At 28.3% G+C, this 26,358-nt stretch carries 25 protein-coding genes; 20 read left to right on the plus strand and 5 right to left on the minus strand.

The features are described 5' to 3' along the window. The 3 genes from ABUA17_RS09640 to ABUA17_RS09650 all read left to right on the plus strand — a co-directional run bounded on the left by ABUA17_RS09640 (position 1) and on the right by ABUA17_RS09650 (position 2,456). Positions 1–1,056 (plus strand): sulfate/molybdate ABC transporter ATP-binding protein, encoded by a 1,056-nt coding sequence (locus ABUA17_RS09640; protein ID WP_042393787.1) that lies wholly within the window; start codon positions 1–3, stop codon positions 1,054–1,056. Positions 1,057–1,165: 109 nt separating this feature from the next. Next, on the plus strand, positions 1,166–1,774 hold the full coding sequence (locus ABUA17_RS09645) for an HAD family hydrolase (RefSeq protein ID WP_042393790.1): 609 nt from the start codon (positions 1,166–1,168) through the stop codon (positions 1,772–1,774). Positions 1,775–1,829: 55 nt separating this feature from the next. After that, positions 1,830–2,456 carry a copper homeostasis protein CutC gene (locus ABUA17_RS09650; RefSeq protein WP_042393792.1) on the plus strand — a complete coding sequence of 209 codons (627 nt, stop codon included), beginning with the start codon at positions 1,830–1,832 and terminating at the stop codon, positions 2,454–2,456. Positions 2,457–2,615: 159 nt separating this feature from the next. Here ABUA17_RS09650 and ABUA17_RS09655 read toward each other — a convergent pair whose 3' ends face one another. After that, positions 2,616–3,029, minus strand: a complete 414-nt coding sequence (locus ABUA17_RS09655; RefSeq protein WP_042393794.1) for a GNAT family N-acetyltransferase — start codon at positions 3,027–3,029, stop codon at positions 2,616–2,618. 125 nt (positions 3,030–3,154) lie between these two features. Here ABUA17_RS09655 and ABUA17_RS09660 point away from each other — a divergent pair, with 125 nt between their 5' ends. From ABUA17_RS09660 to ABUA17_RS09675, 4 genes are all read left to right on the plus strand, one after another. Then, positions 3,155–3,562 carry a hypothetical protein gene (locus ABUA17_RS09660; protein WP_042393796.1) on the plus strand — a complete coding sequence of 136 codons (408 nt, stop codon included), beginning with the start codon at positions 3,155–3,157 and terminating at the stop codon, positions 3,560–3,562. A 204-nt stretch (positions 3,563–3,766) separates the two neighbouring features. Then, positions 3,767–8,113 (plus strand): PolC-type DNA polymerase III, encoded by a 4,347-nt coding sequence (locus ABUA17_RS09665; RefSeq protein WP_042393798.1) that lies wholly within the window; start codon positions 3,767–3,769, stop codon positions 8,111–8,113. Between the two features lie 110 nt (positions 8,114–8,223). Beyond that, positions 8,224–9,135, plus strand: coding sequence for an AEC family transporter (locus tag ABUA17_RS09670; protein ID WP_042393800.1), 912 nt, complete (start codon positions 8,224–8,226; stop codon positions 9,133–9,135). 78 nt (positions 9,136–9,213) lie between these two features. Continuing rightward, on the plus strand, positions 9,214–10,020 hold the full coding sequence (locus ABUA17_RS09675; protein ID WP_052330565.1) for a class I SAM-dependent methyltransferase: 807 nt from the start codon (positions 9,214–9,216) through the stop codon (positions 10,018–10,020). Between the two features lie 22 nt (positions 10,021–10,042). On the opposite strand, the gene ABUA17_RS09680 is transcribed toward ABUA17_RS09675, so the two are convergent. From ABUA17_RS09680 to plsY, 4 genes are all read right to left on the minus strand, one after another. Then, on the minus strand, positions 10,043–10,192 hold the full coding sequence (locus tag ABUA17_RS09680; RefSeq protein WP_156327823.1) for a hypothetical protein: 150 nt from the start codon (positions 10,190–10,192) through the stop codon (positions 10,043–10,045). 113 nt (positions 10,193–10,305) lie between these two features. Further along, entirely contained in the window at positions 10,306–10,728 is a 423-nt protein-coding gene (locus ABUA17_RS09685) for a zinc ribbon domain-containing protein (RefSeq protein ID WP_042393806.1), read from the minus strand. A gap of 188 nt (positions 10,729–10,916) precedes the next feature. After that, complete coding sequence (locus tag ABUA17_RS09690) at positions 10,917–11,177, minus strand: DUF1294 domain-containing protein (RefSeq protein WP_042393808.1); 261 nt, start codon at positions 11,175–11,177, stop codon at positions 10,917–10,919. Positions 11,178–11,234: 57 nt separating this feature from the next. Beyond that, complete coding sequence (gene plsY, locus ABUA17_RS09695; RefSeq protein ID WP_195951165.1) at positions 11,235–11,825, minus strand: glycerol-3-phosphate 1-O-acyltransferase PlsY; 591 nt, start codon at positions 11,823–11,825, stop codon at positions 11,235–11,237. Positions 11,826–12,001: 176 nt separating this feature from the next. Between plsY and ABUA17_RS09700 the strand changes: the two genes are divergently transcribed. The 13 genes from ABUA17_RS09700 to nusA all read left to right on the plus strand — a co-directional run bounded on the left by ABUA17_RS09700 (position 12,002) and on the right by nusA (position 26,358). Beyond that, on the plus strand, positions 12,002–12,151 hold the full coding sequence (locus tag ABUA17_RS09700) for a hypothetical protein (RefSeq protein WP_156327337.1): 150 nt from the start codon (positions 12,002–12,004) through the stop codon (positions 12,149–12,151). A 295-nt stretch (positions 12,152–12,446) separates the two neighbouring features. Next, a complete protein-coding gene (locus ABUA17_RS09705; protein ID WP_042393814.1) occupies positions 12,447–13,490 on the plus strand; it encodes an ABC transporter ATP-binding protein in 1,044 nt (347 codons plus the stop codon). Beyond that, positions 13,484–14,350, plus strand: coding sequence for a carbohydrate ABC transporter permease (locus tag ABUA17_RS09710; protein ID WP_042393816.1), 867 nt, complete (start codon positions 13,484–13,486; stop codon positions 14,348–14,350). The genes ABUA17_RS09705 and ABUA17_RS09710 overlap by 7 nt, the downstream gene beginning before the upstream one ends. A gap of 11 nt (positions 14,351–14,361) precedes the next feature. Next, the gene (locus ABUA17_RS09715) at positions 14,362–15,189 is read left to right on the plus strand and encodes a carbohydrate ABC transporter permease (RefSeq protein WP_042393818.1); all 828 of its coding nucleotides are present in this window, start codon (positions 14,362–14,364) and stop codon (positions 15,187–15,189) included. Positions 15,190–15,360: 171 nt separating this feature from the next. After that, positions 15,361–16,695, plus strand: coding sequence for an extracellular solute-binding protein (locus ABUA17_RS09720; RefSeq protein WP_042393822.1), 1,335 nt, complete (start codon positions 15,361–15,363; stop codon positions 16,693–16,695). A 95-nt stretch (positions 16,696–16,790) separates the two neighbouring features. Next, the gene (locus tag ABUA17_RS09725; RefSeq protein WP_042393825.1) at positions 16,791–17,750 is read left to right on the plus strand and encodes a DHH family phosphoesterase; all 960 of its coding nucleotides are present in this window, start codon (positions 16,791–16,793) and stop codon (positions 17,748–17,750) included. Positions 17,751–17,995: 245 nt separating this feature from the next. Further along, entirely contained in the window at positions 17,996–19,162 is a 1,167-nt protein-coding gene (locus ABUA17_RS09730) for an iron-containing alcohol dehydrogenase (protein WP_042393827.1), read from the plus strand. A 215-nt stretch (positions 19,163–19,377) separates the two neighbouring features. Next, entirely contained in the window at positions 19,378–20,268 is an 891-nt protein-coding gene (locus ABUA17_RS09735) for a sulfide/dihydroorotate dehydrogenase-like FAD/NAD-binding protein (protein ID WP_042393829.1), read from the plus strand. Between the two features lies 1 nt (position 20,269). Continuing rightward, complete coding sequence (gene gltA, locus ABUA17_RS09740) at positions 20,270–21,667, plus strand: NADPH-dependent glutamate synthase (protein ID WP_055291318.1); 1,398 nt, start codon at positions 20,270–20,272, stop codon at positions 21,665–21,667. A 203-nt stretch (positions 21,668–21,870) separates the two neighbouring features. Continuing rightward, entirely contained in the window at positions 21,871–23,307 is a 1,437-nt protein-coding gene (gene lexA, locus ABUA17_RS09745; RefSeq protein WP_349817988.1) for a transcriptional repressor LexA, read from the plus strand. A 21-nt stretch (positions 23,308–23,328) separates the two neighbouring features. After that, positions 23,329–24,516 carry a pyridoxal phosphate-dependent aminotransferase gene (locus tag ABUA17_RS09750; protein ID WP_042393834.1) on the plus strand — a complete coding sequence of 396 codons (1,188 nt, stop codon included), beginning with the start codon at positions 23,329–23,331 and terminating at the stop codon, positions 24,514–24,516. 286 nt (positions 24,517–24,802) lie between these two features. After that, positions 24,803–25,261 (plus strand): ribosome maturation factor RimP, encoded by a 459-nt coding sequence (rimP, locus tag ABUA17_RS09755; RefSeq protein ID WP_042393837.1) that lies wholly within the window; start codon positions 24,803–24,805, stop codon positions 25,259–25,261. A 17-nt stretch (positions 25,262–25,278) separates the two neighbouring features. Further along, positions 25,279–26,358, plus strand: coding sequence for a transcription termination factor NusA (nusA, locus tag ABUA17_RS09760; protein WP_055275162.1), 1,080 nt, complete (start codon positions 25,279–25,281; stop codon positions 26,356–26,358).

Genomic DNA, 26,358 nt, shown 5'->3' on the forward strand with positions numbered 1-26,358 from the left:
ATGAGTTTATATATAGATATTAATAAAGAATTATCTTCTTTTAATTTAGATGTTTCTATGGAAAGTAAAGGTGGTATTATAGGCCTTTTAGGAGCATCGGGTTCAGGAAAAAGTATGACGCTTAAATGTATAGCAGGTATTGAAAAAGCTGATAGTGGAAAAATAATAATTAATGATAAGGTACTTTTTGATTCAGAAAAAAAAATAAATGTAAAGACCAAGGATAGAAAAGTAGGATTTTTATTTCAAAATTATGCCTTATTTCCTCATATGACTATAAAAGACAACATTGAAATTGGATTAGATAGGATAAGTAAGGCAGAAAAGAATAAATTATCATCTAATTTTATTAAAAAATTTGGATTAGAAGGACTAGAAAAGAGATATCCATGGCAGCTTTCAGGTGGACAACAACAGAGAGTTGCACTTGCAAGAGCTCTTATTACTTCACCAGATATCTTGCTTTTAGATGAACCTTTTTCTGCATTGGATAATCACTTAAGAGCTACAATGGAAAGAGAGCTTGTAGAAATTTTAAAGGATTATAATGGGACAGTTGTTTTTGTAACTCACGATATTGCAGAGGCTTATAGAGTTTGTGATAAAATTATAGTTTTTGATAGTGGAAAGGCTAGTAATATTAGAGAAAAAAATCTTTTATTTGAAAATCCTTTAAGTTTTGCAGAAGCTAAGCTTACTGGCTGTAAGAATATATCAAAGGCTAAAAAGCTAGAAGATAATTTGATTTTAGCTGAAGATTGGGATTTAAAATTAAAATGTTCAAGTAACAATAGAGATACTGATTATATAGCAATAAGATCCCATAATATTAAGTTGTTTAAAGGGCAAGAAAATGATGAAAATGTATTTACTATGAGTATTGAAAATATAGTAGAAAATCCTTTTGATTATACTTTATATATTAGGAGCATTAAGTCAAATAAATCAAATTTAATACATTTTACTATTTCAAAAGAAGAAATGGTATTTGATATTAATGAAAAGATAAAGGTTAAATTTGAGCCAGAATATTTATTTACCTTTAAAGGTGAATAAATCATTATAGAAAATCATGTCATGAAGTTTGACATGATTTTTTTGTATTGTTATTTATTTAGATGATATAATTATAAATAAAGTTAGATATGTATAAAGGAGGAGAGGTATGTATAAAAATATTATTTTTGATTTAGGAAATGTAGTTTTAGATTATAATCCAAAGGTATATTTAAAGAACAAATTAAATGATACTAAAAGTGAAGAATTGGTATTAGATAGTATTTTTAAAAGCAAAGAGTGGCCGATGTTAGATAGAGGAACTATTACAGAAGAAGTAGCAATTAAAAATATAGTTAGTAGAAATATTGAAAGTAAAGATATAATAGAGTTAGCTTTTGAAAACTGGTATGAAATGTTAACACCTTTAAATGAGACTGTTGATATTATAAAAGAACTTAAAGATGATGGGTATAAAATATACTATTTATCAAATTTTCATTCAAAAGCATTTGAGATTGTAACAGAAAAATATGAGTTTTTTAACCTTTTTGAAGGTGGGATTGTATCATTTAGAGAACAGCTTTTAAAACCAGAAAAAGAAATTTATAATAGGCTTTTAGAGAGGTATGGTTTAATTCCTGAAGAAAGTATTTTTATAGATGATGTCCTTGAAAACGTTAAAGGAGCAGGTGAAGAAGGAATTAAGGGGATTCAATTTAAAAATATAAATGAATTGAGAAAAGAGTTAAATGAATGTGGTGTTTTAAAAAGATAAATACAGAAAAGTATAAATTGAAATTTAACTTAAAAGAGTACAATGGAGGAATTTTATGGGCATTTTATTAGAAGCTTGTGTTGGATGTTATAAAGAGGCTAAAAAAGCAGAGTTACAAGGAGCAGATAGAATTGAGCTTTGTGATAACCTAGGTGAAGGTGGGACAACTCCGTCTTATGGAACTATATATTTAGCAACGCAAAATATTAATATACCTATAGCAGTAATAATAAGACCTAGAGGTGGAGATTTTGTTTATTCAAATGATGAATTTGAAATAATGAAAAAAGATATAGTTATTTGTAAAGAGTTAGGTGTAGAAACTGTAGTATTTGGTATATTAAATAAAGAAAATAAGATTGATATAGAACGAACTAAGGAATTAATTGATTTAGCTAGCGGATTAAAGGTTACTTTTCATATGGCTTTTGATGAAATAGATGATAAGTTTGAAGCATTAAATCAATTGATATCTATGAATGTTGATAGAGTTTTAACTAAAGGATGTAAGACTTGTGCATTAGATGGTAAAAATACATTAAAGAATCTTGTGGAAAAAAGTGATAATAGAATTACTATTTTAGTAGGAGGAGGAGTTACTTATAAAAATTATAAAGAACTTTCAAATTATATAGGATGTAATGAAATGCATGGAAGTAAGATAGTAGGAACTTTAAAATAGTATAGTTTTTGAATGAATTTAATAATTTTATATTTAAGATAATAGATTTAAATATAAAAATAGATGTAAAATTTATTTTTAACAGTATGCTTATATAAATGAACTAATCAAATAAATTCCAATAAGTTCAACTTATTGGAATTTTATTTGATTTATACTTTATAGAATTTTTTTAAAGAAAATTTCTCCAACACCATCCTCATTAATCCCACATAGCATTCCACATTCAATAAAACCCATTTTTAAGTGCCATTTTTGAGGATTAACTGCATCTGTCATAGTTGAGCTTAATAAGGTATTTTGTCCATTATTTTTTAAATAATTTTCTAAAAATGATAACATAGATTTTCCAATGCCATTAGCTCTATAATCCTTTTTTATGACTATGTAACTTATAAATGGAAGATGTGTCCAGATATATTCTATTTTTAAACAACCAATAATTTTATTGTTATGCTCTGCTACTATTACTTCTTTCATATGAATTTTATTTTTTATAATATTAACATTTTTATGTAAGTCCAATTCTACACAGCTATTAAAATCTTTTTCTTCAGCAAATCGAATATTCATATTTAATTACTACCTTTCTATACACTATTTTACAATTTGATTATAGCCTATTTTTGCTATTTTATAAATAATTATTATAGTATATAATAAGAAATAAATTAAATTATAAGAAAAGGAATAAGATTATGGTACATGAATTAACAGTATATAAGTTAGGTAAATTATTAAATGAACTTTCTTCACAGTATGATGTGAATTTATTAGTAAAAAGAAAGTTAAGTGGAGGATTTATTACAATTACAGGTGAAGTAAATGTAGATTATATTCCAACTGATAAAAAGACTTTAAAGGGAAATAACATTATTGGTTTAAAGGTAAAAAACAACAGTGGAGAAATTGATTTAAAAATTACAGGAATTAAGGATACTTTATTTAAAGTTGAAGTTGCCCCTACAAAGTTTAAAGAAGTTAGTATTGGGGGATTATCTATAGATAAGATTCAAGAAAGTAAAGATGAGTGCAAAGTAAGAGTTGATGAAGATTTAATTTTTACAGTTCCTGCACCAAGCGAAGTAGTAGAAAAATTAATATAAAAAATAAATTAATAAATGTCGATGCTATTTAAGTATCGATATTTTTATGTTTTTATAAAGTCATAAGGAAAAGTAATTTTATAGTATAACAAGAGTAATTATATAAATTTTAACTTAAATTTCATAGTATTCTGTATATTTAAGATTAATAAAATTATGCTATAATGATGTAGTTGAAAAAATTAAGATATTGGGGGTAAAAGATTGAGTGACGATATTATAAAGAAGCTAACCCTTGAAATAAATAAGCATGAAAATTTAGAAGATAAAGAACTTAAAATAATTAAGTTCCAACTTTTAAGAAAAAGTATGATTTTAAAAGTTGTTTTAAGAGGTAAGGAAAAATTAACTCATGACGAAGAGGAGTTAATTAAAAAGATAATTTGTAAAACTTTAATGATAAGAATTACTGTTGAAATAGTATTTTATAGGGATGCATCGGACATAACTTTAGAAGAAGTTATACAAAATCACTGGATTGAATGTATTTCAAGTACTATTAAAAAAACTCCTTTATGTAAAAGTCTTTTATTAAATTGTAGAAAAGAAATTAATGGGAATAAAGTTACTATTTACAATGGATATGATAAATTAACAGATCATTTAAAAGGTAAACAAGGAGAAAAGTCATTAGAAGATACTGTAAAAGCAATGTTTGGTATATCTTGTAGATTTGAATTGAAATTTGATCCTGAAATGGAGATAACTATAGACTTTGAAGCTAGGGAGAAAGAAGAACGAGAATTATTAAGTAAAGCAATGCAAGCAAGAGTTCAAGAAATGAGTAACAGCTCTAGTGGAGGAAGTAAACCAGCGGAGAAAAAGCCTGCTGAAAAGAAAGCTTATGAAAAGAAAGAAAATGGATATAAGAGAGAGGCAAAAGCTGAAAATGCTATTTATGGTAGAAATATATCTATTGAAGCAACTCCTATTAATGAAATAAATGAAAGATCAGGTTATGTTGCAGTTTTAGGTGATGTATTTAAAGTTGATACTATGGAAACTAAAACAGGAAAGATAATTTTAACATTCTATATTACTGATTATACAAGTTCAATAACAGTAAAATGTTTCTTAAAACCACAAGAAAAAGATGAAGTTCTCGATAATGTTAAGAAAGGTTTATATTGTAAGGTAAGAGGGGAAGCAGTATATGATACTTACCAAAGAGAAGTTGTAATAATGGGTAGAGACATTTTAAAAATGAAAAAGATGGAGAAAATGGATGGAGCTGAAGAAAAAAGAGTTGAGCTTCATTGCCATACTACTATGAGTGCAATGGATGGAGTTACTCCAGTTTCTAAAATAATAGAAAGAGCTGCTAAATGGGGGCATCCAGCAATAGCTATTACTGATCATGGTGTTGTTCAGGCCTTTCCTGATGCACAGATAGCTGCTAAAAAAAATAAAATTAAGGTTATTTATGGTGTTGAAGGGTATTTAGTTGATGATGGTGTTCCATTAGCATTAAATGAAAAAGGGCAAAATTTAGATGATACTTATGTTGTATTTGACTTAGAAACAACAGGATTTTCATCTAAGAATGATAAGATAATTGAAATAGGTGCAGTTAAAATTAGGAATGGAGAAATTATTGATAACTTTAGTGAGTTTGTTAATCCAAGACGACCTATACCATATAAGATAATAGAATTAACAGGTATTAATGATGATATGGTTAGAGATGCACAATCAATTGAAGATATACTTCCAAGATTTATAGAGTTTATAGGAGATTCTGTTGTTGTTGCACATAATGCTTCTTTTGACTGTAGTTTTATTTCTAAAAATTGCAATGATTTAGGATTGAAATTTGAGCCAACTATAGTTGATACAGTGCCGTTATGTAGATTTTTATATCCAGAATTAAAATCTGTAAAATTAAATATTGTAGCAAAGCATTTAGGTGTAAAGCTTGAAAGTCACCATAGAGCTGTAGATGATGCTAAAGCAACGGGAGATATATTACTTGAATGTATTAAAAAAATTAAGGAAGAAATAGAAATAAATACTCTTTCAGAATTGAATAAGGTATTTTTAGAGAAAGTTGATATTAAAAAATTACCTACTTACCACATAATTATATTGGCTAAAACTCAAGCTGGGATTAGAAACCTGTATAAACTAGTATCTGAAGCGCATATAGATAATTTCTTTAGAAGACCTAGGACTAAAAAGTCAAGGCTTATGGAAATGAGAGAAGGGCTTATTATTGGTGGAGCTTGTGAGGCTGGTGAAGTTTATAGATCAGTAGTTGGTGGAAAAAGTGATGAAGAAATAAAAGAAGTAATGAGCTTTTATGATTATGTTGAGATTCAACCTATTGCCAATAATGCTTATATGATAGAAAAAGGTTCGGTTAAAGATGAAGATGAACTAAAAGATATTAATAGAAAAATATATGATTTAGCGAAGGAAATTAACAAACCTACTGTAGCAACTTGTGATGTTCATTTCTTAGACCCTCAAGATGAGGCATTTAGAAGAATTATAATGGCAGGGCAGGGGTTTGGTGATGCTGATAATCAAGCACCACTTTATCTTAGAACTACAGAAGAGATGTTAAAGGAATTTGCTTATTTAGGAACTGATATTGCTAAAGAAGTAGTAATTAAAAATCCTACTGAAATTGCTAACTCGGTTGAGGAAAATTTAAAGCCAATTCCAGATGAAACATATCCTCCTAAAATTGAAGGTGCTGATGATGATATAAGAAATATGACGATGAATAAGGTACACTCAATTTATGGTGATCCTTTGCCAGAAGTAGTACAAAAAAGATTAGATAAGGAGTTAAATTCTATTATTAATAATGGTTATGCTGTTCTTTATCTAATTGCTCAAAAATTAGTTGCTAAATCTTATTCAGATGGTTACTTAGTTGGATCAAGAGGATCTGTTGGTTCATCATTTGTTGCAACAATGTCTGATATAACAGAGGTTAATGGACTACCACCACATTACGTTTGTCCAAAATGTAAAAAGTCTCATTTCTTCTTAGATGGATCTGTTAGTTCTGGTGCCGATCTTGAGGATAAGGATTGTCCTGATTGTGGTGTTCCTTATATTAAGGATGGTCATGATATTCCTTTCGAAACATTCTTAGGTTTTGAAGGAGATAAAGAACCAGATATAGATTTAAATTTCTCTGGAGATAACCAAGGAGATATTCATAAATATACAGAAGTATTATTTGGAAAGGGTTATGTCTTTAAGGCAGGAACAATTGGTACAGTAGCAGAAAAGACAGCATATGGATTTGTTAAAAAGTATTTAGATCAAAAGGGACTTGTGGTATCTCAAGCAGAAATTGAAAGATTGACAATTGGATGTACAGGGATAAAAAGAACTACTGGTCAGCATCCAGGTGGAATAATGGTTGTACCTAATTATACAGATGTGTATAATTTTACACCAATTCAAAGACCTGCAGATGACCCAACATCTGATGTTACAACAACACATTTTGACTATCACTCTATCTCTGGTAGATTGCTTAAGTTAGATATACTTGGGCACGACGATCCGACAGTACTTAGAATGTTACAAGATATAACTGGATTAGACCCTAAAACTATACCTTTAAATGATAAAAAGGTACTGTCTTTATTTACATCACCGGAAGCTCTTGGTGTTACAAAGGAAGAGTTAGAATGTGAAGTTGGTTCATATGGTTTACCTGAGTTTGGAACTAAATTTGTTCGTCAAATGCTAGTTGATACTCAACCACAAACATTTTCAGATTTAGTAAGAATATCAGGACTTTCACATGGTACTGACGTTTGGCTTAATAATGCACAATATTTTATTAAAGAAGGATATACTACCTTAAGAGATTGTATTGCAACCAGAGACGATATCATGGTTTATCTTATGTATAAAGGTGTTGCACCTAAAACAGCTTTTACAATAATGGAAAGCGTAAGAAAAGGTAAGGGGTTAACAGAAGAATTTGAAAAGACCATGAAGGAAAATAACGTTGAAGATTGGTATATAGAATCATGTAAAAGAATAAAATACATGTTCCCGAAAGGGCATGCTGTTGCATATGTTATGATGGCAGTTAGAGTTGCTTATTACAAGGTATATTATCCATTAGCATATTATGCAACATACTTTACAGTTAGAGGAGCTGACGATTTTGATGCAGATTTAATATGTAAGGGTGAAACTGCAGTTCATGCAAGGCTTCAAGAGTTATATGAACTTGGAAATCAAGCAACTGTAAAAGATAAAGGATTAATTACAGTATTAGAACTTTCTTTTGAAATGTATAAAAGAGGATTTAAAATGTTAAAAGTAGATTTATATAAATCTGATGCAACAAAATTCTTAATTGTAGATAATGCATTAAGGCCACCTTTAAGCTCATTGCAAGGGGTTGGAGTGAATGCCGCAAAATCTATTGCGGAAGCAAGAAAGGATGGAGAGTTTATTTCAAAAGAAGATTTAAGATTAAGATCAAAGGTATCAAAAACTGTTATTGAAACATTAAGCAATCATGGTTGTTTAGAAGGTATGTCTGAAACTAATCAATTATCATTATTTTAATATTATATATAAATAAGACTAATTATTTAATGAAAAATCATAAAATAATTAGTCTTATTTTATATTTTTTATTGTATAATAATTAAATTGGAAAAGAAAGGAGATTTTAAATGGATTTGTCAGTTATAGTTAATGGAGTAATATCATTATTTTTAATAATATTAGTAGGGGTATATGCTGCTAAGAAAAGAATAATAACTAAAGAAATAAATAAAGGTTTAACTAATATTCTTCTTAAAATTACATTACCATGTCTTGTAGTATCATCATTTATATTTGATTTAAGTGACGAGTTAAAAGATAACATTATTAGATGTTTTATATATAGTCCATTGGTTTTAATTATTTCAATAGTTATATCGTATATACTTCTTATACCAATCAAAGGTGAAAAAAAGATAATAATACAATTTGCAAATGTGTTTTCTAATTGTGGATTTATTGGCTTTCCTATAGTGTTTAGTATATATGGAAATGAAGGAGTAATATATGCTTCTATATTTAATTTATTTTTTACTGCTTTTTTATGGACATATGGAGTTATTTTATTTAATGGGAAAATGAAAAGAGAGGATATAAAAAAAGTATTGTTAAATCCAGCTATAGTTGCAGTGTTTATTGGATTAATAATTATGATTTTTGGTTTTGATATTCCTAGTGTTTTATCTTCTACATTAGATTTAGTTGGAAATATGACTTCACCACTGTCTATGATAATAGTTGGTGTTATACTTGGAAATGCGAAAATAATTTCATATTTAAAGGATAAAACAATTTATTATAGCGCATTTTTGAAATTAATAATTATGCCATGTATATTAATTTTAATTTCAAGGTTACTTAAAGATACTTCTTTAGTAATTAAGACATTGATAATAGTAACTGCAATGCCAGCTGCAGCTATGACATCTATATTAGCAGAAAGCTTTGATAAGGAAAGTGAATATTCAGCAGTAATTGTATTTATAACTACTTTATTTTCAGTTATTACATTTCCGATATTGCTTAATTTTATACTTTAGAGAAATGATAATTATTTATGAACAAATATAATATGATCATCATAGGATATTTATAAGTAATCTTAAAAGGAGATTAAAGTGAGTTATAATTCAATTTATGATATTATTGGATTGAACAATGAGGTAAATAGATTAGAAACTCAAGCTAAGCTGGGGTGGAGTAAAGAATTTAGAGCTCTTAAATGGTTAGGGCTAAAAGATGGAATGAAAATATTAGATGTTGGTTCTGGACCAGGTTCATATACTGAATTGTTATTAGAAAATTTACCTAATAGTGAAATAACGGGTTTAGAAATAGATAAAAATTTATTATCTATAGCAAAAGATAGGTTGAAAGATTATCCTAGTGAAAGGTTAAATTTTAAGTATGGATCAATTTTGAATAGTGGATTAAAGGAAAATTCTTTTGATTTTATTATTTGTAGGTTTGTATATCAGCATTTAGAAAAACCTTTAGCTGCAACAAGAGAAATATATAAATTATTGAAACCAGGTGGAATAGTTGCCATTATTGATTCAGATAGGGGGCTTTATGGGGTAAGTGAACCTGATATTTTATTTAAAAGTGGAAGAGGGTTTATAAGTCAAATAGAGAGAAGAGCTAAATGGAACAGAGAAATTGGTAGAAAACTTTTGAAAATTTTAAAGTATGAAGGATTTGATAAGTTAGATTTTGAAGCAGTAACAATCCACAGTGACTTGGTTGGAATACAGAATATTATTGGAGTTGATAATGTTCCTCCAGAATTAATCAAAATTGTTAGCAGGAATAATCCTAGATTGGGTAAGATAATGAAAATGTGCTGTGACAAAAAAGAAAGGGAAAATTGCACAATAATTTTTTTGAATTTAATTGCAAAAGGTCAAAAGCCTATAATAACATAAAAAGGGTAAGAACCCTTTTAAATTAATTATACCACCATTTAGAAGGAACACTTTTAGGTGTATAAATATTATTTTGAATATTTTTATTTATTTGTTTAGTAGAGTATGTATTAATGAAATTAAAAGATAAGCTTATAAATAATAATGGGATAATGAATAATGATTTTTTCATAATAACCTCCATAAAAATAAAATTATATAATATTAATATCCCACATATTTATCTTAATTATTTATAAAATAAAAGATACTGTAGAAAAATAAATTTTGCTACAGTATCCCTTTTTATGTTCTAAAGTCAAATTTAGTAGAGCATTTTTTGCACGTAACGACAATCTTACCTTTTCTTCTTGGAAGTCTTAATTTTTGACCACAATTAGGACATTTGGTAATCTTATAATCACGAAATTGAGTGTACTTTTGTTTTATTCTACCAAATAAAAATGAGATATTATTTAAATCATAGTTTTGTAAGTTATAAGGTATAGATTTACCGAATTTATTTAATAGTTTATTTGTGTATGTATAAAATACATTATATTCTTCTTTTCTTTTATATATTTTTTTTGAAAAAGCTCTATATATTGCATATGCAAATACAATAATACCTAAAACTCTTGTTATATCAAATATATTAAGTATAAAAGATAATAAAACAAGTACTATAGATAATAAATCAAATCCATAAGTACCATTTAAAAAGTTCATATAATCACCCCTAATTATATAAGTTTTTTTATAATTATAATATAAATTCAAAGGTTGTACAATTTAAAATATAAGAACAAATGGTGAATAAAAAATTAATAATAGGATAATATAAAATTGTAATCACTTAGTTACATGTGTAACTAATGATTGATTATGGGGCGTTGCAATAAAAAATGCAACGTCTTTTATTTTGTAGTATATAATACAAGTATAAATTGAACTAAAAAAATAAATGGAAATCCTATTTTAAATTTCAAATGTTTAGTTTTATGTCTGAAAGTATACATTCCGATTATTCCACCAATACTTCCACCTAAAAGGCATAAAATAAATAGTGTTTTTTCTTTTATTCTCCATTTGTTTGTAACTGCTTTTCTTTTATCTATACCCATTAAAATAAATAGTAATAGGTTTATTAATAAAAAATAAATAAGTTTTAAATTCATATAACCTCCTAAAAAATAAAAAACACTGAGGCATATTATTCAGTGTTTTTTATAGATTTACTTTTCTTGGCCTTTAGCTAATCTTACAATATTACTTTTATGTCTCCAAAAAACAAGTATGCAAGCAAATAAAGTTGCACATACATAATATTTGTCATAGCCAAGTAATAAAGTTGAGATAAATAAAGTTACACCAGCAGATAATGAGCGAATTGAAACTATCTTAGTAAATAGTTTTAAACCAAAAAATACAACTGCTGTAATTAAAAATGGAATTGGTAATGCAACCATGAATGCAGCTGCAGAAGTAGCAACACCTTTTCCGCCTTTAAATTTTAAAAATATTGTGTAATTATGACCTAATATAGCAGCTATAGCAACTAATGATAAGATTAAGCTTTCGTTAGTTTGTAAAATATCAGTCCAAATTAAAATTCTTGTTAATAAAACAGGAATAATAGCTTTTAACATATCACATATTGCAGTGATTTTTGAAAGCTTGTCCCCGGCAACTCTTTTAACATTTGTTGCTCCAATATTTCCACTTCCATAATCTCTTACATCTTTGTTAAGAGTTTTTTTAACTAAAATATAGCCAGTTGGAATTGATCCCATTAAATAAGAAAAAATAACTAGTAATGCTAACATGGGTACCTCCTTATATATATCTTTACATAAATATAATATTTAAGAATGTTAAAATATGCAAGTAATATTTAGTTTTTTATTTGTGGAAAAAATTGAAATATTAAAGGGTTATAATAACAACAAAGAAATAACCAGCATATAATACAATATAAGATAAATATAATGAGGAGTATTTTATGAATAGATGGGATGATATAGCTATTATTACATTTATTGCTTGTGACGCTGTTTTGGAAAATCTTAATTTGGGTAAAAATTTTTATAGGTATTTTTGTAAAAAAATTGAAAGTGGAGCTAAAGAGATAGTTGGTAAATTATCGAAATAATAAAAAAAATAAAGCTTAATTAAGTAAAAAATGGTAAACATAAATTTTAGATATTTAGGAAAATATAAAATATGTAAGTAACAAGGGTGTAAATTGGGAAAAAAAGAAAAATATAATTTATATTTAGCTACTTTAGCATAAAAAATTAATTTTAATAAAATGCATAAAAAAATGAGGATAATACAAGAGTAAAAAATGTTGACAAATGCTAATAAAATGTCGTATTCTGTAACGGTGCGAAAAAATGTTTACGCATTTTTAGGATTGTATTAGAAAAACATGAGGTGAATTATCAATGGGAATAAGACTAGAAAACCTAGTTGTAAAATTTGGAGACTTTAAAGCAATTAATGACGTTACATTACAAATACCAAAAGGAAAGCTAGTTTCATTATTGGGTCCATCTGGTTCAGGGAAATCTACTACATTATTTACGATTTCTGGAATACATAAGCCTTCTAGTGGAAAGATATTTTTTGGAGATAGAGATGTAACAGGTTTAGAACCGGAACAACTTGGAATAGGGCTTGTTTTTCAAAACTATGCACTATATCCACATATGACAGTAAGAGAAAATATATTATTCCCTTTAAAAAATTTAAAGTGGGATAAGCAAGAAGCTGAAAAGAGAGTAGTTGAAGTTGCTAAAATAGTAAAAATAGCGGATCAACTAGATAAAAAGCCATCTCAGCTTTCAGGGGGACAACAGCAAAGAGTTGCTATAGCAAGAGCTTTAGCAAAGAAACCAGAAATTCTACTTTTAGATGAACCTTTATCAAACTTAGATACAAAGTTAAGGGTTGAAACAAGACAAGAAATAAGAAGAATACAAAAAGAAACAGGGGTTACAGCTATATTTGTAACACATGACCAAGAAGAGGCTATGTGTATATCAGATGAAATAGTATTAATGAAAGACGGAGCAATTCAGCAAGTTTCATCACCAACAGATATTTATATGAACCCAGTTAATAAGTTTGTTGCTTCATTTATAGGAAGTCCAGAAATGAACTTTATTGATATTGATTTAAAAGATGGAGTAGGAAATTTAGATACTTTAACAATTGAAAACTTACCAAAAAATAAGAATAAGGTAATACTTGGAGTAAGAGCTGAAGATTTTGAAGTTGCAGAAAAAGGACTTCAAACTAAAGTAGTTACAGTAGAGATATTAGGTAGAGAAAGATTATTAACTTTAGACCATAAAGGAAAAGAGTATAAAATGCTAGTTGATAAGGAATTCTTTATTGATGAAGGTGCAGACTTAACGATTAGGCCTAAGAATGGTAAGAGTTATGTATTTGACTCTGAAAGTGAGGAGTTCATAGCAAAATGTTAAAGAAAAATAGAAAAGGATATTTATACTTATTGCCTGCAATTTTAATATTAGGTATTTTTGTATTTTATCCTATAATAAATACTATTATTTTTAGCTTTGATGAAACAAAAGCTAAAGGATTTGTTTTTGGATTTGGATCTTACAAATACTTATTTCAAGATAAGAGATTTATACAATCTTTATTTAATACAGTAATTTATGCTGCTATTGTACCAGCTTTATCAGTAATTATATCTTTATTAATTGCAAATGCCTTAGCAAACATAAAAAATGAAAAGGTAAGAGGGATGTTCCAAAGTATATATTTCTTACCATATGTAACATCGCTTGTTGCAATAGGAATAGTGTGGTCATGGTTATTTAATTCAGAATATGGAATAATTAATTTTATTTTAGGTAAGGTAGGGATTAGCCCTATAAACTGGTTAAATGATCCTAAGTATGCGATGATAGCATTAATAATTTTTGCAGTTTGGAAAAGTTTAGCTTTCAATACGTTGATTTTAACAACAGGAATAGCTTCAATTAATCCACAATATTATCAAGCAGCGAAGATTGACCAAGCAACTAGTGGAACAATATTTAGAAAAATAACTGTTAAATTAGTTTCACCTATGATTGCATATACATATGTTATAAGTTTAATTGCAGCATTTAAGGTTTATACTGAGGTTTATGTTTTATTTGGGGGACGTACTTTAGATGGTGCAGTATCAACGGTGGTTAGATATATAATAGATAGATTCTATGGAGATCAGGATTTCCCATTAGCATTTGCAGCTTCAGTTGTTCTTTTAATTATTATATTAACAGTAACTTTAGTTCAAAAAACTGTAGCGCGTAATAAGATTCATTACTAAGAGGTGTAAAAATGAAAACTAAGAATAATATAAAAGCAGCCATTAAATACTTCTTATTAGTTGCCTTTGCTATAATAACGCTGTTCCCATTTTATTGGATGATAGCATCTTCATTAAAATCAAGCTTTGAAGTTATTCAAACACCACCAACTATGGTGCCTGAAAAGTTTATGTGGAGTAATTTTAGCACGGCATTTTCAATGGCTCCTTTTGGGAGATATTTTATAAATACAATAATAGTAACAGCTTTAAGTATTGTTACAACTGTAGTAATTGCGATACTATCAGCCTTTGCTTTTTCACATCTTGAATTTAAGGGAAGAGATTTAATATTTTCAATTTTCTTGGCTTCAATGATGATTCCAGGTGAAGTTCTTATAGTAACAAACTTTAAGACAATTTCAGCGTTAAAAATGATAGATAGTTATAGTGCATTATTTGTGCCATACATGGCTAATGTATTATACATATATATGCTTAGAGAATTCTTCTTAAAGATTCCAAAGCAACTTTATTATGCTGCAAAAGTTGATGGAGCAAGTGATTGGAAGTTCTTATGGAAAATAGTTGTACCTATGGCTAAACCATCAATAATAACAATATGTATTTTAGTTGGTATAAATTCATGGAATGCTTTCTTATGGCCATTATTAGTAACTAATAGTGATAACATGAGATTACTTGCAAATGGATTAACTGCATTCCAATCAGATGTTGGAAATAGATATGAATTATTAATGGCAGCTTCAACAATAATTACAATGCCGATAGTTATAGTTTACTTGTTCTTACACAAGAAGATTATGAATGGAATTTCTATTGGGGGAACTAAGGGATAATACAATAATTAGTTATGTAGGTGAAAGATATTTTAAAAGTTAAAGTATTAGCTGAATTTAGTACTTTTAAAGTAATTTATTATATAGTTTGGTTATGAAATTTATATTTTAACTTTTAATTATCTTTTATTATAAAAAATATATATATTTAAGGTTTTAGAGGTGAAACAAATGAAAAGAAGATTATTAGCATCTTTAATGACTGCAGTAGTTGCAGTTACAGCATTAACTGGTTGCGGAAGTAATAATTCATCAAGTGAAAAAGCTGAGATTGTTACTGAGTTAACACAACCAGTATCAATTGAAATGTGGCACTATATGAATGGTAAACAAGCTGAAATTTTACAAACTATAGTAGATGATTTCAATGCAACAAATGGAAAAGGTATAACAGTTACTGCATCTAGCCAAGGGAGTATTACCGATTTAAACAAGAAAGTTATTGCTGCATCACAATCAAATACATTACCAGCAATAATTAATGTTTATCCAGATGCTGCAACAGGATTAATCAATGAAAATAAAGTTGTTGATTTAACTCCATATGTAAATGATTCTTCAATAGGAATGAAAGAGGATATTGAAAATGATTTCATTCCAGACTTTATTAAAGAGTTATCACAATGGGGAAATAATAAAGTTTATGGATTACCTATGACTAAATCTACTGAAGTTTTATATGTAAATAAAAACTTATTAGAGCAATTAGGTTATACTGTTGATGATTTAAAAGATTTAACTTTTGAAAAATTAGCTGAAATTTCTCAAAAAGCATATGATGAATTAGGAATAGCAGGATTTGGTTTTGATTCAAGCTCGAATGCATTTATTTCATCATTAAAAGAAGAAGGTAAAGATTTTGTTGAGTTAGATGGAAAAATAAATGTTAATAATGATTGGGCTAAAGAATTTATGCAATTCTTTAGAGATAAGACTCAAAGTGGTGCTTTTAGAGTTCCAGGTGAAGATAAATTCTTATCAGGTCCATTTTCAAACCAAAAATTATTAGCTTATCAAGGATCATCTGCAGGTTTTGCACACATAAACACTAATGGTGCTTTTGAAATTGCAGTAGTAGAAGTTCCACATTTTGAAGGTAAAGATAAAGCTGTTATACAACAAGGTGCATCATTATTTGTTACAAATGATGTTTCTGCAGAAGCTCAATATGCAGCTTATGAATTTATAAAGTTTGCAACAAACACTGAAAACACTGCTAAGTTTGCTACTGGTACTGGATATTTACCAGTAAGAAAATCAGCTTTAGATTCTTCAATTGTTCAAGATGTTTTAGCTGATACTACTTCTTTATATGGTAAGATTTATGAGGTAGCAAATACTTCTTTAAATTATGCTTACTTTACACCAGCTGTAAATAATGCTCAATCAGCTAGAACAGTAGCAGAAGAAAAATATGCTTCATATGTTACTGGAACATCTGATGATGTAGAAGCAATGTTAAAAGAAATGAATTCTCAAGTTGAAACTTCTATAAGTCGTCAATAAAAGAATTAATACAATTATTACCCTACTTAGCTATCTAAGTAGGGTGTTTTTCTAGAAATTATTAATATAATTATCAATTAAGGAGGTAATTAATTATGAAAGAAAAATTAATGAAGGAAATTATTAATAAAATTGAAGAGTTTGAGACAATTGCAATATTTAGGCATGTGTTTCCAGACCCTGATTCATATAGTTCTCAAACAGCATTAAAAAGTATAATAAATAATACATATCCAGATAAAAAAGTTGTTATTTTAGGTGAACACTCTAAAAATTTAGAATATATAAATACAATGGATGAAGAAATTGATTTAGATAAAGAGTGCTTAGCTATTATTGTGGATGTTGCAAATGCTCCAAGAGTAGACAATCAATCATTTAATAAATGTGGATATATAATTAAAATAGATCATCATAAACCTTTTGATGCTCCTTTTGAAAATTTAACTTGGGTTGATACAAACTATTCGTCTTGTAGTGAAATGATATTAGATTTATATCTAAATAATTGTGATAAACTTAAGATTGATAAAAAGGGAAGAAAGGCATTATATACAGGAATTATTGGAGATACAGGAAGATTTTTATATGTTGAAAATCCTACGGAATTATTTAAGAAATTATCAAAAATAACATATGATTTAGAAACTAAAGACATATATGCAAATATGTATAGACGTGAAGAAAATGAACTTAAATTTTTAGGATATATTTATAGTAATTATAAGACTACTGAAAATGGAATGGCATACTTAAAAGTTCCTAAAGAAGTTGTTAGAGAATATAACTTAGAAACAATGAAGGCTGTTAGAATGGTAAATGCGCTTCAAGATACAGCTGAAATAATTAATTGGAACTTCTTTGTTGAAAAAGAAGAGAATGGTATATTCTGTGAATTTAGATCTAATGGGCCTAGAGTGAATGATATAGCAGCAAGTTTTGGTGGCGGTGGTCATATGTTTGCAGCAGGTGCATCATTAGCAAATTGGGAAAAAGTTGATGAGATAATAAAAGCTTTTGATGAAAATTGCAGACAGTTTAATAATAGTAAATAAAAAATATATATAGTATGATAAAAAAGTACCTAAGGACAAAATTTTAAATAATTGTCTTTAGGTATATTTTTATGTAAAAATATTTTCAAATAGTAATTTTATGGTATAATTAAATTATATTTACTTAACAGTAATATATTAAATTAAAAGGTGTAAATTTCAAAATAAATTCTTTTTATAGGGTAGATTTATAGAATTTATTTTAGATTTAGAGATGAAAAAGAGGATTTTTAGGAGGAGAGAAAATGGCAAGATTTACATTACCAAGAGACATTTATCATGGAAAGGGCTCTTTAGAGGTCCTAAAGACATTGAAAGGGAAAAAAGCTGTAGTAGTCGTAGGCGGCGGATCAATGAAGAGATTTGGATTCTTAGATAAGGTTGAAAGCTATTTGAAGGAAGCTGGATTAGAAGTTAAATTAATAGAAGGTGTTGAACCAGATCCATCAGTTGAAACTGTTATGGATGGAGCTGCTGTTATGAGAGAGTTTGAGCCAGATTGGATAGTGGCTATGGGTGGAGGTTCACCTATAGATGCAGCAAAAGCAATGTGGATTTTCTATGAATATCCAGACTTTACTTTTGAACAAGCTGTTGTACCATTTGGATTACCTGAACTTAGACAAAAAGCAAAATTTGTTGCAATACCATCTACTTCAGGAACAGCAACTGAAGTTACAGCATTTTCTGTAATTACTGATTATAAAGCAAAAATTAAATATCCTTTAGCTGATTTCAATATAACACCAGATATAGCAATAGTTGATCCAGATTTAGCGCAAACTATGCCTGCTAAACTTGTTGCACATACAGGGATGGATGCATTAACACATGCAATTGAGGCATATACAGCATCATTAAAATCTAATTTCACTGATCCATTAGCATTAAAGGCAATTGAAATGGTTGATGAAAATTTAGTTAAATCTTTTGCTGGAGATAAAGAGGCAAGAAATTTAATGCATGAAGCTCAATGTTTAGCAGGTATGGCATTTAGTAATGCTTTATTAGGAATAGTACATTCTATGGCACATAAAATAGGGGCCGTATTCCATATTCCTCATGGGTGTGCAAACGCAATTTTCTTACCATATGTTATTCAATATAATAGATCTGTATGTGAAGATAGATATGCAAATATAGCAAGAGTATTAAAATTAGAAGGGCAAACAAATAGTGAATTAACAGATTCATTAATTGAAAAAATAAATGAATTTAATAAGGAACTTAATATTCCAGCAACTATGAAAGAATATGGAGTTACTGAAGAAGAATTCCTAGCTAATGTAAAACATATAGCTCATAATGCAGTTTTAGATGCATGCACTGGATCTAATCCAAGAGAAATCGATGATGAAACAATGGAAAGATTACTTTCATGTACATTCTATGGAAATAAAGTAGACTTTTAATAGTTTGGATTTAAGACTTAGGAGTTAGTAGTTAGTGGTTAGTAGTTGAGGTTAAAATTCAGCTGAGTTGGATTTTAAAATATATTATTATGAAACTTCAAAAGTAGTTTCAATCTTAACTACTAACTTAAAACTACTAACTCTTAATTTTTAATATAGAGTGTTAATAAAAAATATTATATAAATACTTAAGAAAATTTTAGGGGGTTATTAAGGTGTATAAAATAACAAGTAAAAGATTATTAACTGAAAATATTTATTTAATGGATATTGAGGCTCCTAGAGTAGCTAGATCTGCTCAACCAGGGCAATTTATTATTATTAAAAATAATGATAAGGGAGAAAGAATTCCACTAACTATAGAAGATTATGACAGAGAAAATGGAACAGTAACTATTGTTTTTCAAACAGTAGGTTATGCAACTAAAGAGTTAGCCAAATACGAAGTTGGTGATTATGTAGAAGATTTTGTAGGACCGTTAGGTCAACCAAGTGAATTTATTCATGAGGAATTAAGTGAACTTAAGAAATCTAAGATTATATTTGTTGCTGGAGGAGTGGGGGCAGCTCCAGTATATCCTCAAGTAAAGTGGTTCTATGAACATGGTATTGATGTTGATGTTATTATTGGAGCAAGAACTAAAGACCTTATAATTTTAGAAGATGAAATGAGAAAGGTTGCTAAAAATTTATATATTTCAACTGATGATGGATCATACGGATTTAATGGAAGAGTTACAGATTGTTTAACAGATTTAGTTGAAAATAATGAGAAAGAATACAACCATGCGGTTGTAATTGGACCTATGATTATGATGAAGTTTATGAGTGCTCTTACTAAAGAATTAGGTATAAAGACTACAGTTAGTTTAAATCCTATTATGGTAGATGGAACAGGTATGTGTGGTGCGTGTAGAGTAACTGTTGGAAATGAAGTTAAATTTGCTTGTGTTGATGGACCAGAATTTGATGGCCATCTTGTGGATTTTGATGAAAGCATGAGAAGACAAACTCTATATAAGAGTGAAGAAGGAAGAGAATTATTAAAAATTGAAGAAGGCGACACACATCATAGAGAAGGTTGCGGATGCGGAGGTCATAATTAGTATGAATAATGTAGTTGATAGAATGAAAAGAATACCTGTTGTTGAACAAGAAGCAAGTGTAAGAGCGAAAAATTTTAAAGAGGTATGTTTAGGATATGATGAAGAGCGAGCTTTTAATGAAGCAAGCAGATGCTTAGGATGTAAAAATCCTAAATGTGTCAGCGGATGTCCTGTATCTATAAATATACCAGCATTTATATCAGAACTTAAGGAAAAAAATATAGAAGGAGCAGCTAAAGAAATAGCTAAATATAGTGCATTACCTGCAGTATGTGGTAGAGTGTGTCCTCAGGAATCACAATGTGAAGGTAAATGTATTTTAGGTATAAAAGGTGAGCCAGTAGCTATAGGAAAATTAGAAAAATTCACGGCTGATTGGGCTAGGAAGAATAACATAGATCTTTCTGAAAAAGAAGATTCTAAGGGTAAAAAAATTGCAGTAATAGGTTCAGGTCCTGCAGGACTTACATGTGCTGGTGATTTAGCTAAAAAGGGGTATGATGTTACAATTTTTGAAGCTTTACATGAGCCAGGTGGAGTTTTAGTTTATGGTATTCCGGAGTTTAGATTACCAAAGGATGAGGTTGTAAAGCATGAAATAGATAATATTAAAAAACTAGGAGTTAATATTGAAACTAACGTAGTTGTAGGAAGAACAGTTACAGTAGATTCTTTAATTGAAGATGAAGGATTTGATGCAATATTTATAGGGTCAGGTGCAGGTCTTCCTAAATTTATGGGTATTCCAGGTGAAAATGCTAATGGAGTATTTTCAGCTAATGAGTTTTTAACAAGAGTAAATTTAATGAAAGCATTTAAAGAGGAATATCATACTCCAGTAAAAGTGGGAAAGAGAGTTGCTGTTGTAGGTGGTGGAAATGTTGCTATGGATGCAGCTAGAACTGCATTAAGACTTGGAGCAGAAACACATATTGTATATAGAAGAAGTGAAGAAGAGCTTCCAGCAAGATTAGAAGAAGTACATCATGCTAAAGAAGAAGGTGTTATCTTTGATGTATTAACAAATCCAACTGAAATTATATGCGATGAAAATGGATGGGTTAAAGGTATGAAGTGTGTTGAAATGGAATTAGGAGAACCAGATGATTCGGGTAGAAGAAGACCTGTAGTAAAAGAAGGTTCAGAGTTTATTATGGAGGTAGATACTGTTATCATGTCTTTAGGTACATCACCAAATCCTTTGATTTCATCAACAACTAAGGGATTAGAAACTAATAAGTGGAAATGTATCATTGCAGACGAAGAAACTGGACTTACTACTAAGGAAGGTGTATATGCTGGTGGAGATGCTGTTACAGGTGCTGCAACAGTTATTTTAGCAATGGGAGCAGGTAAAAAAGCAGCTGCTGCAATAGATGAGTATTTAAGCAACAAATAACTACAAAATTCATTGACTTTTTAATAATAAATTAATAAAATTATCTTATCTAATGGCTAGCCGTTGTAATACTATCGATTCTTTGGTGTGAAGATAACAATGGATATGCCGCTAGATAAGAGAATTTAGTTTATAACTCCAAAGTTATTTTCTTTCTTTGGGGTTTTTCTTTATAATAATGGGAAGTAGCAGTAGGTGGAAAAATGAAATTAACTAAAGTGCAAAATAGGTTTATAAAAAACAAAAATATGGGCTTTTCATTAATGAAAGGAAAATCATTAACAGGAAAGACTATAACAGCTTTACATAGAGTTATAAATTTAGAAAATAATTATTGTTTATATAAAGATGATAAAGTATTATTTTTATCTTCAAATTCTAATGAATTAATTAATAATAATAATTTATATGAGAATATAAGTAAAGAAAGTGAATTTTATTCTTTATTTTCTTTAAGTGCCAGAAGAGTAGAGTTTAATTTAATAGATTCGTTGATAAAAGAATATTCAAATAAGTATTTGAAGTTAAATGGTTTGAATTTGGAATTAGTTTCTTTTGATAAAGGATTTGAGTTATTAAATAGTGTAGAATTTAATGAAAAAATGAATGGATTTTTAAAGAAATCAAAAGTTTTAAATAAAATTTCTGCTGAGGAGCTTTATAATGAAATTATGTGGATTAAATCATGTAATTTCACAAAAGAGGAATATAATGAAGTAGAAAGAAAAGGTAGAAAATATAGAATTATTAGAAATTCTTTTACTAGAGAAGCTATTTATTCATTAAAGAAAGTATACAATGATTTATTAATAGATAATGGATTTTATGATATTTATGATGAGACTAGCTTTGCAATTAAATATGCAAAAGAAAATAATAATAATAAATACACTCACATAGTTTTGGATAATGTAGAAAGTTTAACTAAAGGACAAATTGAATTTGCAAAAAGTATATATGCCAATTGTTTATATTCTTCATTTGTTTTTATTATAAATAATGATAAAAGCAGTGATGATATGTGTTGGCTAGTAAAAGGAAGAAAGTTAAAAACTCTTGGAGCTGATTTTAAAGGGAAAAGCTTTGCTTTTAAAAAAGAGTTTATTGACCAAGATAATATGAAAAATACATTTATTGATAAATATGAATATATAAATTTAAAATATAAAAATATTGTTGATTTTAATTTAGATAATTCATCGCCTAAAAAAGAAATTTATCTTAATGATAATACAGTCTTTTCTGAAGAGGAATTAGAAGAAGTTGATGTATATAATGACATAGCAGCAGGTAATCCTATTGAAATTAATGAAGAAGTGTTGGAGAAGTTCCTTTTACCAAAAGGATGGTTGGAGAAAGGGAAAGATACTTTTATACTTCATGTTAAAGGAGATAGTATGATCGATAAAAATATAAATGATGGGGATATGGTGGTAATTAAGAGACAAAATACTGCTTATAATAATGAAATCGTTGCTGCTAGTTTAGATGGTGAAGCAACGCTTAAAACATTAAAATTAAATGGTGAAGCACATATGTTAGTTCCTGCAAATCCTAAATATAGTGAAATTTATTTAGAAGGCAAGGAAGTAAGTATTTTAGGTGTAGCAATAGGTGTTATTAAAAATAAGCTAAATTAATATATTATGGGGGGGCTAAAAATGATTTCTAAAAAGATGAAAACTATGGTTGAAAATAGTTCTACAATTAGGGCAATGTTTGAAGAAGGAAAAAGACTTTCAAGTATTTATGGAGAAGAGAATATTTTTGATTATAGTATAGGCAATCCTAATGTGGAACCACCTAATGAGATAAAGGATATAATTATTAAAATATTAAATGAAGAAAAACCTAATACAGTACATGGATATATGAATAACTCAGGTTATGAAGATGTTAGAGAAGCTATAGCTAGAAATATAAAAGAAAAAAATAGTATAGAACTAAATTATGAAAATATTGTTATGACATGCGGAGCAGCAGGGGGATTAAATATTATTTTAAAGAGTTTATTAAATCCAGGTGATGAGGTAATTGTATTTGCACCTTTTTTTGGTGAGTATATTAATTATGTAAAAAATTTTGATGGTAAAGTTAAGGTTATATCAGCAGATACTAATAGCTTTCAACTAAACTTAAAAGAGTTGAAAAATGAAATTAGTCAAAATACTAAAGCTATTATTATAAATTCTCCTAACAATCCAAGTGGGGTTATATATAGTGAAGATACTATTCAACAATTATCAAATATATTGAGAGAAAAGGAAGAGGAATTCAAACAGGATATATATTTAATTTCTGATGAACCATATAGGGAGATTGTATATGATAATGCAAAAGTTCCATGCGTATTAAAATATTATGATAATTCATTTATTGGATATTCATATAGCAAGTCATTATCATTACCAGGTGAAAGAATAGGGTATGTTGTTGTTAACCCTAAAATTAATGGTTTCAAAGAAATAGTTTCTTCATTAAATATAGCAAATAGAATATTAGGTTTTGTTAATGCACCATCTCTTTTCCAAAAGGTAATTAAAGAAAGTTTGAATTTAGAAGTTGATGCTGAGATATATAAGAAAAATAGAGATTTACTATATAATCATTTAATTAGTATTGGATTTGAGTGTATGAAGCCGGAAGGAGCATTTTATTTATTTCCAAAGGCGCCAATTAATGATGACGTTAAATTCTGTGAAGAAGCAAAGAAATTTAATATTTTAGCTGTTCCAGGAAAAACATTTGGATGTCCTGGATATTTTAGGCTGTCTTATTGTATATCATATGAAAAGATAAAGAAATCATTGAAAGCTTTTGATAACTTAATGGAGAAATACAAAAAATAAATAGCTTTATAATTTGCAAAATTATTTATATTAACAATTATTAGTGAATAAAAACAATGAATTTAGGGCAAGTTTAAAATGGGGAACTTAAATGTTGCTTAGCCCCTTGTATTTATTAGTAAAGTATGTTAGTATGTATAAAGAAGTAATTTACTAATAGCTAAAAAATGTAGAGTGGGGCAGGTTCCCGCTCTTTCTATTTGAACGCAACTACTTTTTTAGTTGCGTTTTTACATATCTATTTTTTAAACTACTTGAAAATTGAATATTGCAAAGGAGGATAATTATGAAAATTGATGCCTTAGTTAATGAAATTTATGAAATGGTTAATCCCATAGCAGAAGAACTTAACTATGATATATATCATATCGAATATGTTAAGGAAAATGGAGAATTCTATTTAAGAATATATATAGAAAAAGATGGCGGCATCACTTTAAGTGATTGTGAAGCTCTTTCAAGAAGAGTTAGTGACCTTATGGATGAAAAGGATCCAATTAAAGATCCATATTTCTTAGAAGTATCATCACCAGGATTAAATAGAACTTTATTTACTGAAAATCACTATAAGAGATTTATAGGAAGAGAAGTAATGGTTAGATTCACTAAATCTATTGATGGGAAAAAGAATGTTAAAGGTATTTTAAAAGAAGTTAATGATGATAGTATAGTTGTTGAAGCAGAAAACTTAATGAATATTCCTAAAGATAAAATTAAGTCTGCAAATATTGAAGGGGAAATATAGTAAGGAGGGTATTTAAGATGAACCAAGAGTTTATAGGTGCTCTTAAAGAAATAGTAAAAGATAAAGGTATTAGTGAAGATTTATTATTCACAACAATAGAAGATGCATTAGTTGCTGCATATAAGAAGAATTATGCTGGACCAACATCATCAGCACAAAATGTTAAAGTAACAATTGATAGAGAAAGCGGTGAAATACACGTTTATTCTCAAAAAGTTGTAGTAGAAGAAGTTTTTGATAATGTTACTGAAATAGGATTAGAAGAAGCTCAAGAAATAAAACCTACTTATGACTTAGATGATATTGTTGATTTTGAAGTTACTCCAAAGAATTTTGGAAGAGTTGCAGCACAACTTGCTAAAGGTGTGGTTACTCAAAGAATTAGAGAAGCTGAAAGAAGCATAATCTATGGTGAATATAAAGAAAAAGAATATGATATTATTACTGGAACAGTTCTAAGAGAAGATAAGGGAAATGTTTTTGTTAATATTGGAAAACTTGAAACTGCAATTGGACCAAATGAACAAATTCCAAGAGAAAAATATAAGTTTAATGAAAAAATTAAATTATATGTTGTTGAAGTTAAAAATACTCCAAAAGGAGCTCAAATTATAGTTTCTAGAACACATCCAGGACTAGTTAAGAGATTATTTGAATTAGAAGTGCCAGAAATATATGAAGGTGTTGTTGAAATAAAGAGTATCTCTAGAGAAGCTGGTTCAAGAAGTAAGATAGCAGTTATTTCTCATGATGAAAATGTTGATCCGATGGGGGCATGTGTTGGACCTAAGGGATCAAGAGTTCAAAATATAGTTAACGAGCTTAAAGGTGAAAAAATTGATATAATAAAATGGAGCAAGAATCCAGAAGAATTTATTGCAAGTTCTTTAAGCCCAGCTAAAGTTTTAAGTGTGACTGTTGATGAAGAAAATAAATCTGCAAAAGTTGTTGTTGATGATAATCAATTATCACTTGCTATTGGTAAAGAAGGACAAAATGTAAGATTAGCTGCAAAATTAACAAACTGGAAAATAGATATTAAAAGTAAGTCACAAGCAGAGGCAGCTCAAGAAACAACAGAAACAATAGAAGAATAG

The organism is Clostridium sp. RTP31139st1_H3_RTP31139_211217 (assembly GCF_040227035.1).
GTDB classification, from domain to species: domain Bacteria; phylum Bacillota; class Clostridia; order Clostridiales; family Clostridiaceae; genus Clostridium; species Clostridium saudiense.

Excerpts from the sequence above, each read along its gene's own strand:
- lexA (WP_349817988.1), top strand. The coding sequence starts at position 21,871 with ATGAAATTAACTAAAGTGCAAAATAGGTTTATAAAAAACAAAAATATG.
- ABUA17_RS09710 (WP_042393816.1), top strand. The coding sequence starts at position 13,484 with ATGTTAAAGAAAAATAGAAAAGGATATTTATACTTATTGCCTGCAATT.
- rimP (WP_042393837.1), top strand. The coding sequence starts at position 24,803 with ATGAAAATTGATGCCTTAGTTAATGAAATTTATGAAATGGTTAATCCC.
- ABUA17_RS09670 (WP_042393800.1), top strand. The coding sequence starts at position 8,224 with ATGGATTTGTCAGTTATAGTTAATGGAGTAATATCATTATTTTTAATA.
- ABUA17_RS09640 (WP_042393787.1), top strand. The coding sequence starts at position 1 with ATGAGTTTATATATAGATATTAATAAAGAATTATCTTCTTTTAATTTA.
- ABUA17_RS09700 (WP_156327337.1), top strand. The coding sequence starts at position 12,002 with ATGAATAGATGGGATGATATAGCTATTATTACATTTATTGCTTGTGAC.
- ABUA17_RS09650 (WP_042393792.1), top strand. The coding sequence starts at position 1,830 with ATGGGCATTTTATTAGAAGCTTGTGTTGGATGTTATAAAGAGGCTAAA.
- plsY (WP_195951165.1), bottom strand. The coding sequence starts at position 11,825 with ATGTTAGCATTACTAGTTATTTTTTCTTATTTAATGGGATCAATTCCA.
- ABUA17_RS09715 (WP_042393818.1), top strand. The coding sequence starts at position 14,362 with ATGAAAACTAAGAATAATATAAAAGCAGCCATTAAATACTTCTTATTA.
- ABUA17_RS09680 (WP_156327823.1), bottom strand. The coding sequence starts at position 10,192 with ATGAAAAAATCATTATTCATTATCCCATTATTATTTATAAGCTTATCT.
- ABUA17_RS09725 (WP_042393825.1), top strand. The coding sequence starts at position 16,791 with ATGAAAGAAAAATTAATGAAGGAAATTATTAATAAAATTGAAGAGTTT.
- nusA (WP_055275162.1), top strand. The coding sequence starts at position 25,279 with ATGAACCAAGAGTTTATAGGTGCTCTTAAAGAAATAGTAAAAGATAAA.
- ABUA17_RS09685 (WP_042393806.1), bottom strand. The coding sequence starts at position 10,728 with ATGAACTTTTTAAATGGTACTTATGGATTTGATTTATTATCTATAGTA.
- gltA (WP_055291318.1), top strand. The coding sequence starts at position 20,270 with ATGAATAATGTAGTTGATAGAATGAAAAGAATACCTGTTGTTGAACAA.
- ABUA17_RS09690 (WP_042393808.1), bottom strand. The coding sequence starts at position 11,177 with ATGAATTTAAAACTTATTTATTTTTTATTAATAAACCTATTACTATTT.
- ABUA17_RS09750 (WP_042393834.1), top strand. The coding sequence starts at position 23,329 with ATGATTTCTAAAAAGATGAAAACTATGGTTGAAAATAGTTCTACAATT.
- ABUA17_RS09730 (WP_042393827.1), top strand. The coding sequence starts at position 17,996 with ATGGCAAGATTTACATTACCAAGAGACATTTATCATGGAAAGGGCTCT.
- ABUA17_RS09705 (WP_042393814.1), top strand. The coding sequence starts at position 12,447 with ATGGGAATAAGACTAGAAAACCTAGTTGTAAAATTTGGAGACTTTAAA.
- ABUA17_RS09645 (WP_042393790.1), top strand. The coding sequence starts at position 1,166 with ATGTATAAAAATATTATTTTTGATTTAGGAAATGTAGTTTTAGATTAT.
- ABUA17_RS09660 (WP_042393796.1), top strand. The coding sequence starts at position 3,155 with ATGGTACATGAATTAACAGTATATAAGTTAGGTAAATTATTAAATGAA.
- ABUA17_RS09720 (WP_042393822.1), top strand. The coding sequence starts at position 15,361 with ATGAAAAGAAGATTATTAGCATCTTTAATGACTGCAGTAGTTGCAGTT.
- ABUA17_RS09655 (WP_042393794.1), bottom strand. The coding sequence starts at position 3,029 with ATGAATATTCGATTTGCTGAAGAAAAAGATTTTAATAGCTGTGTAGAA.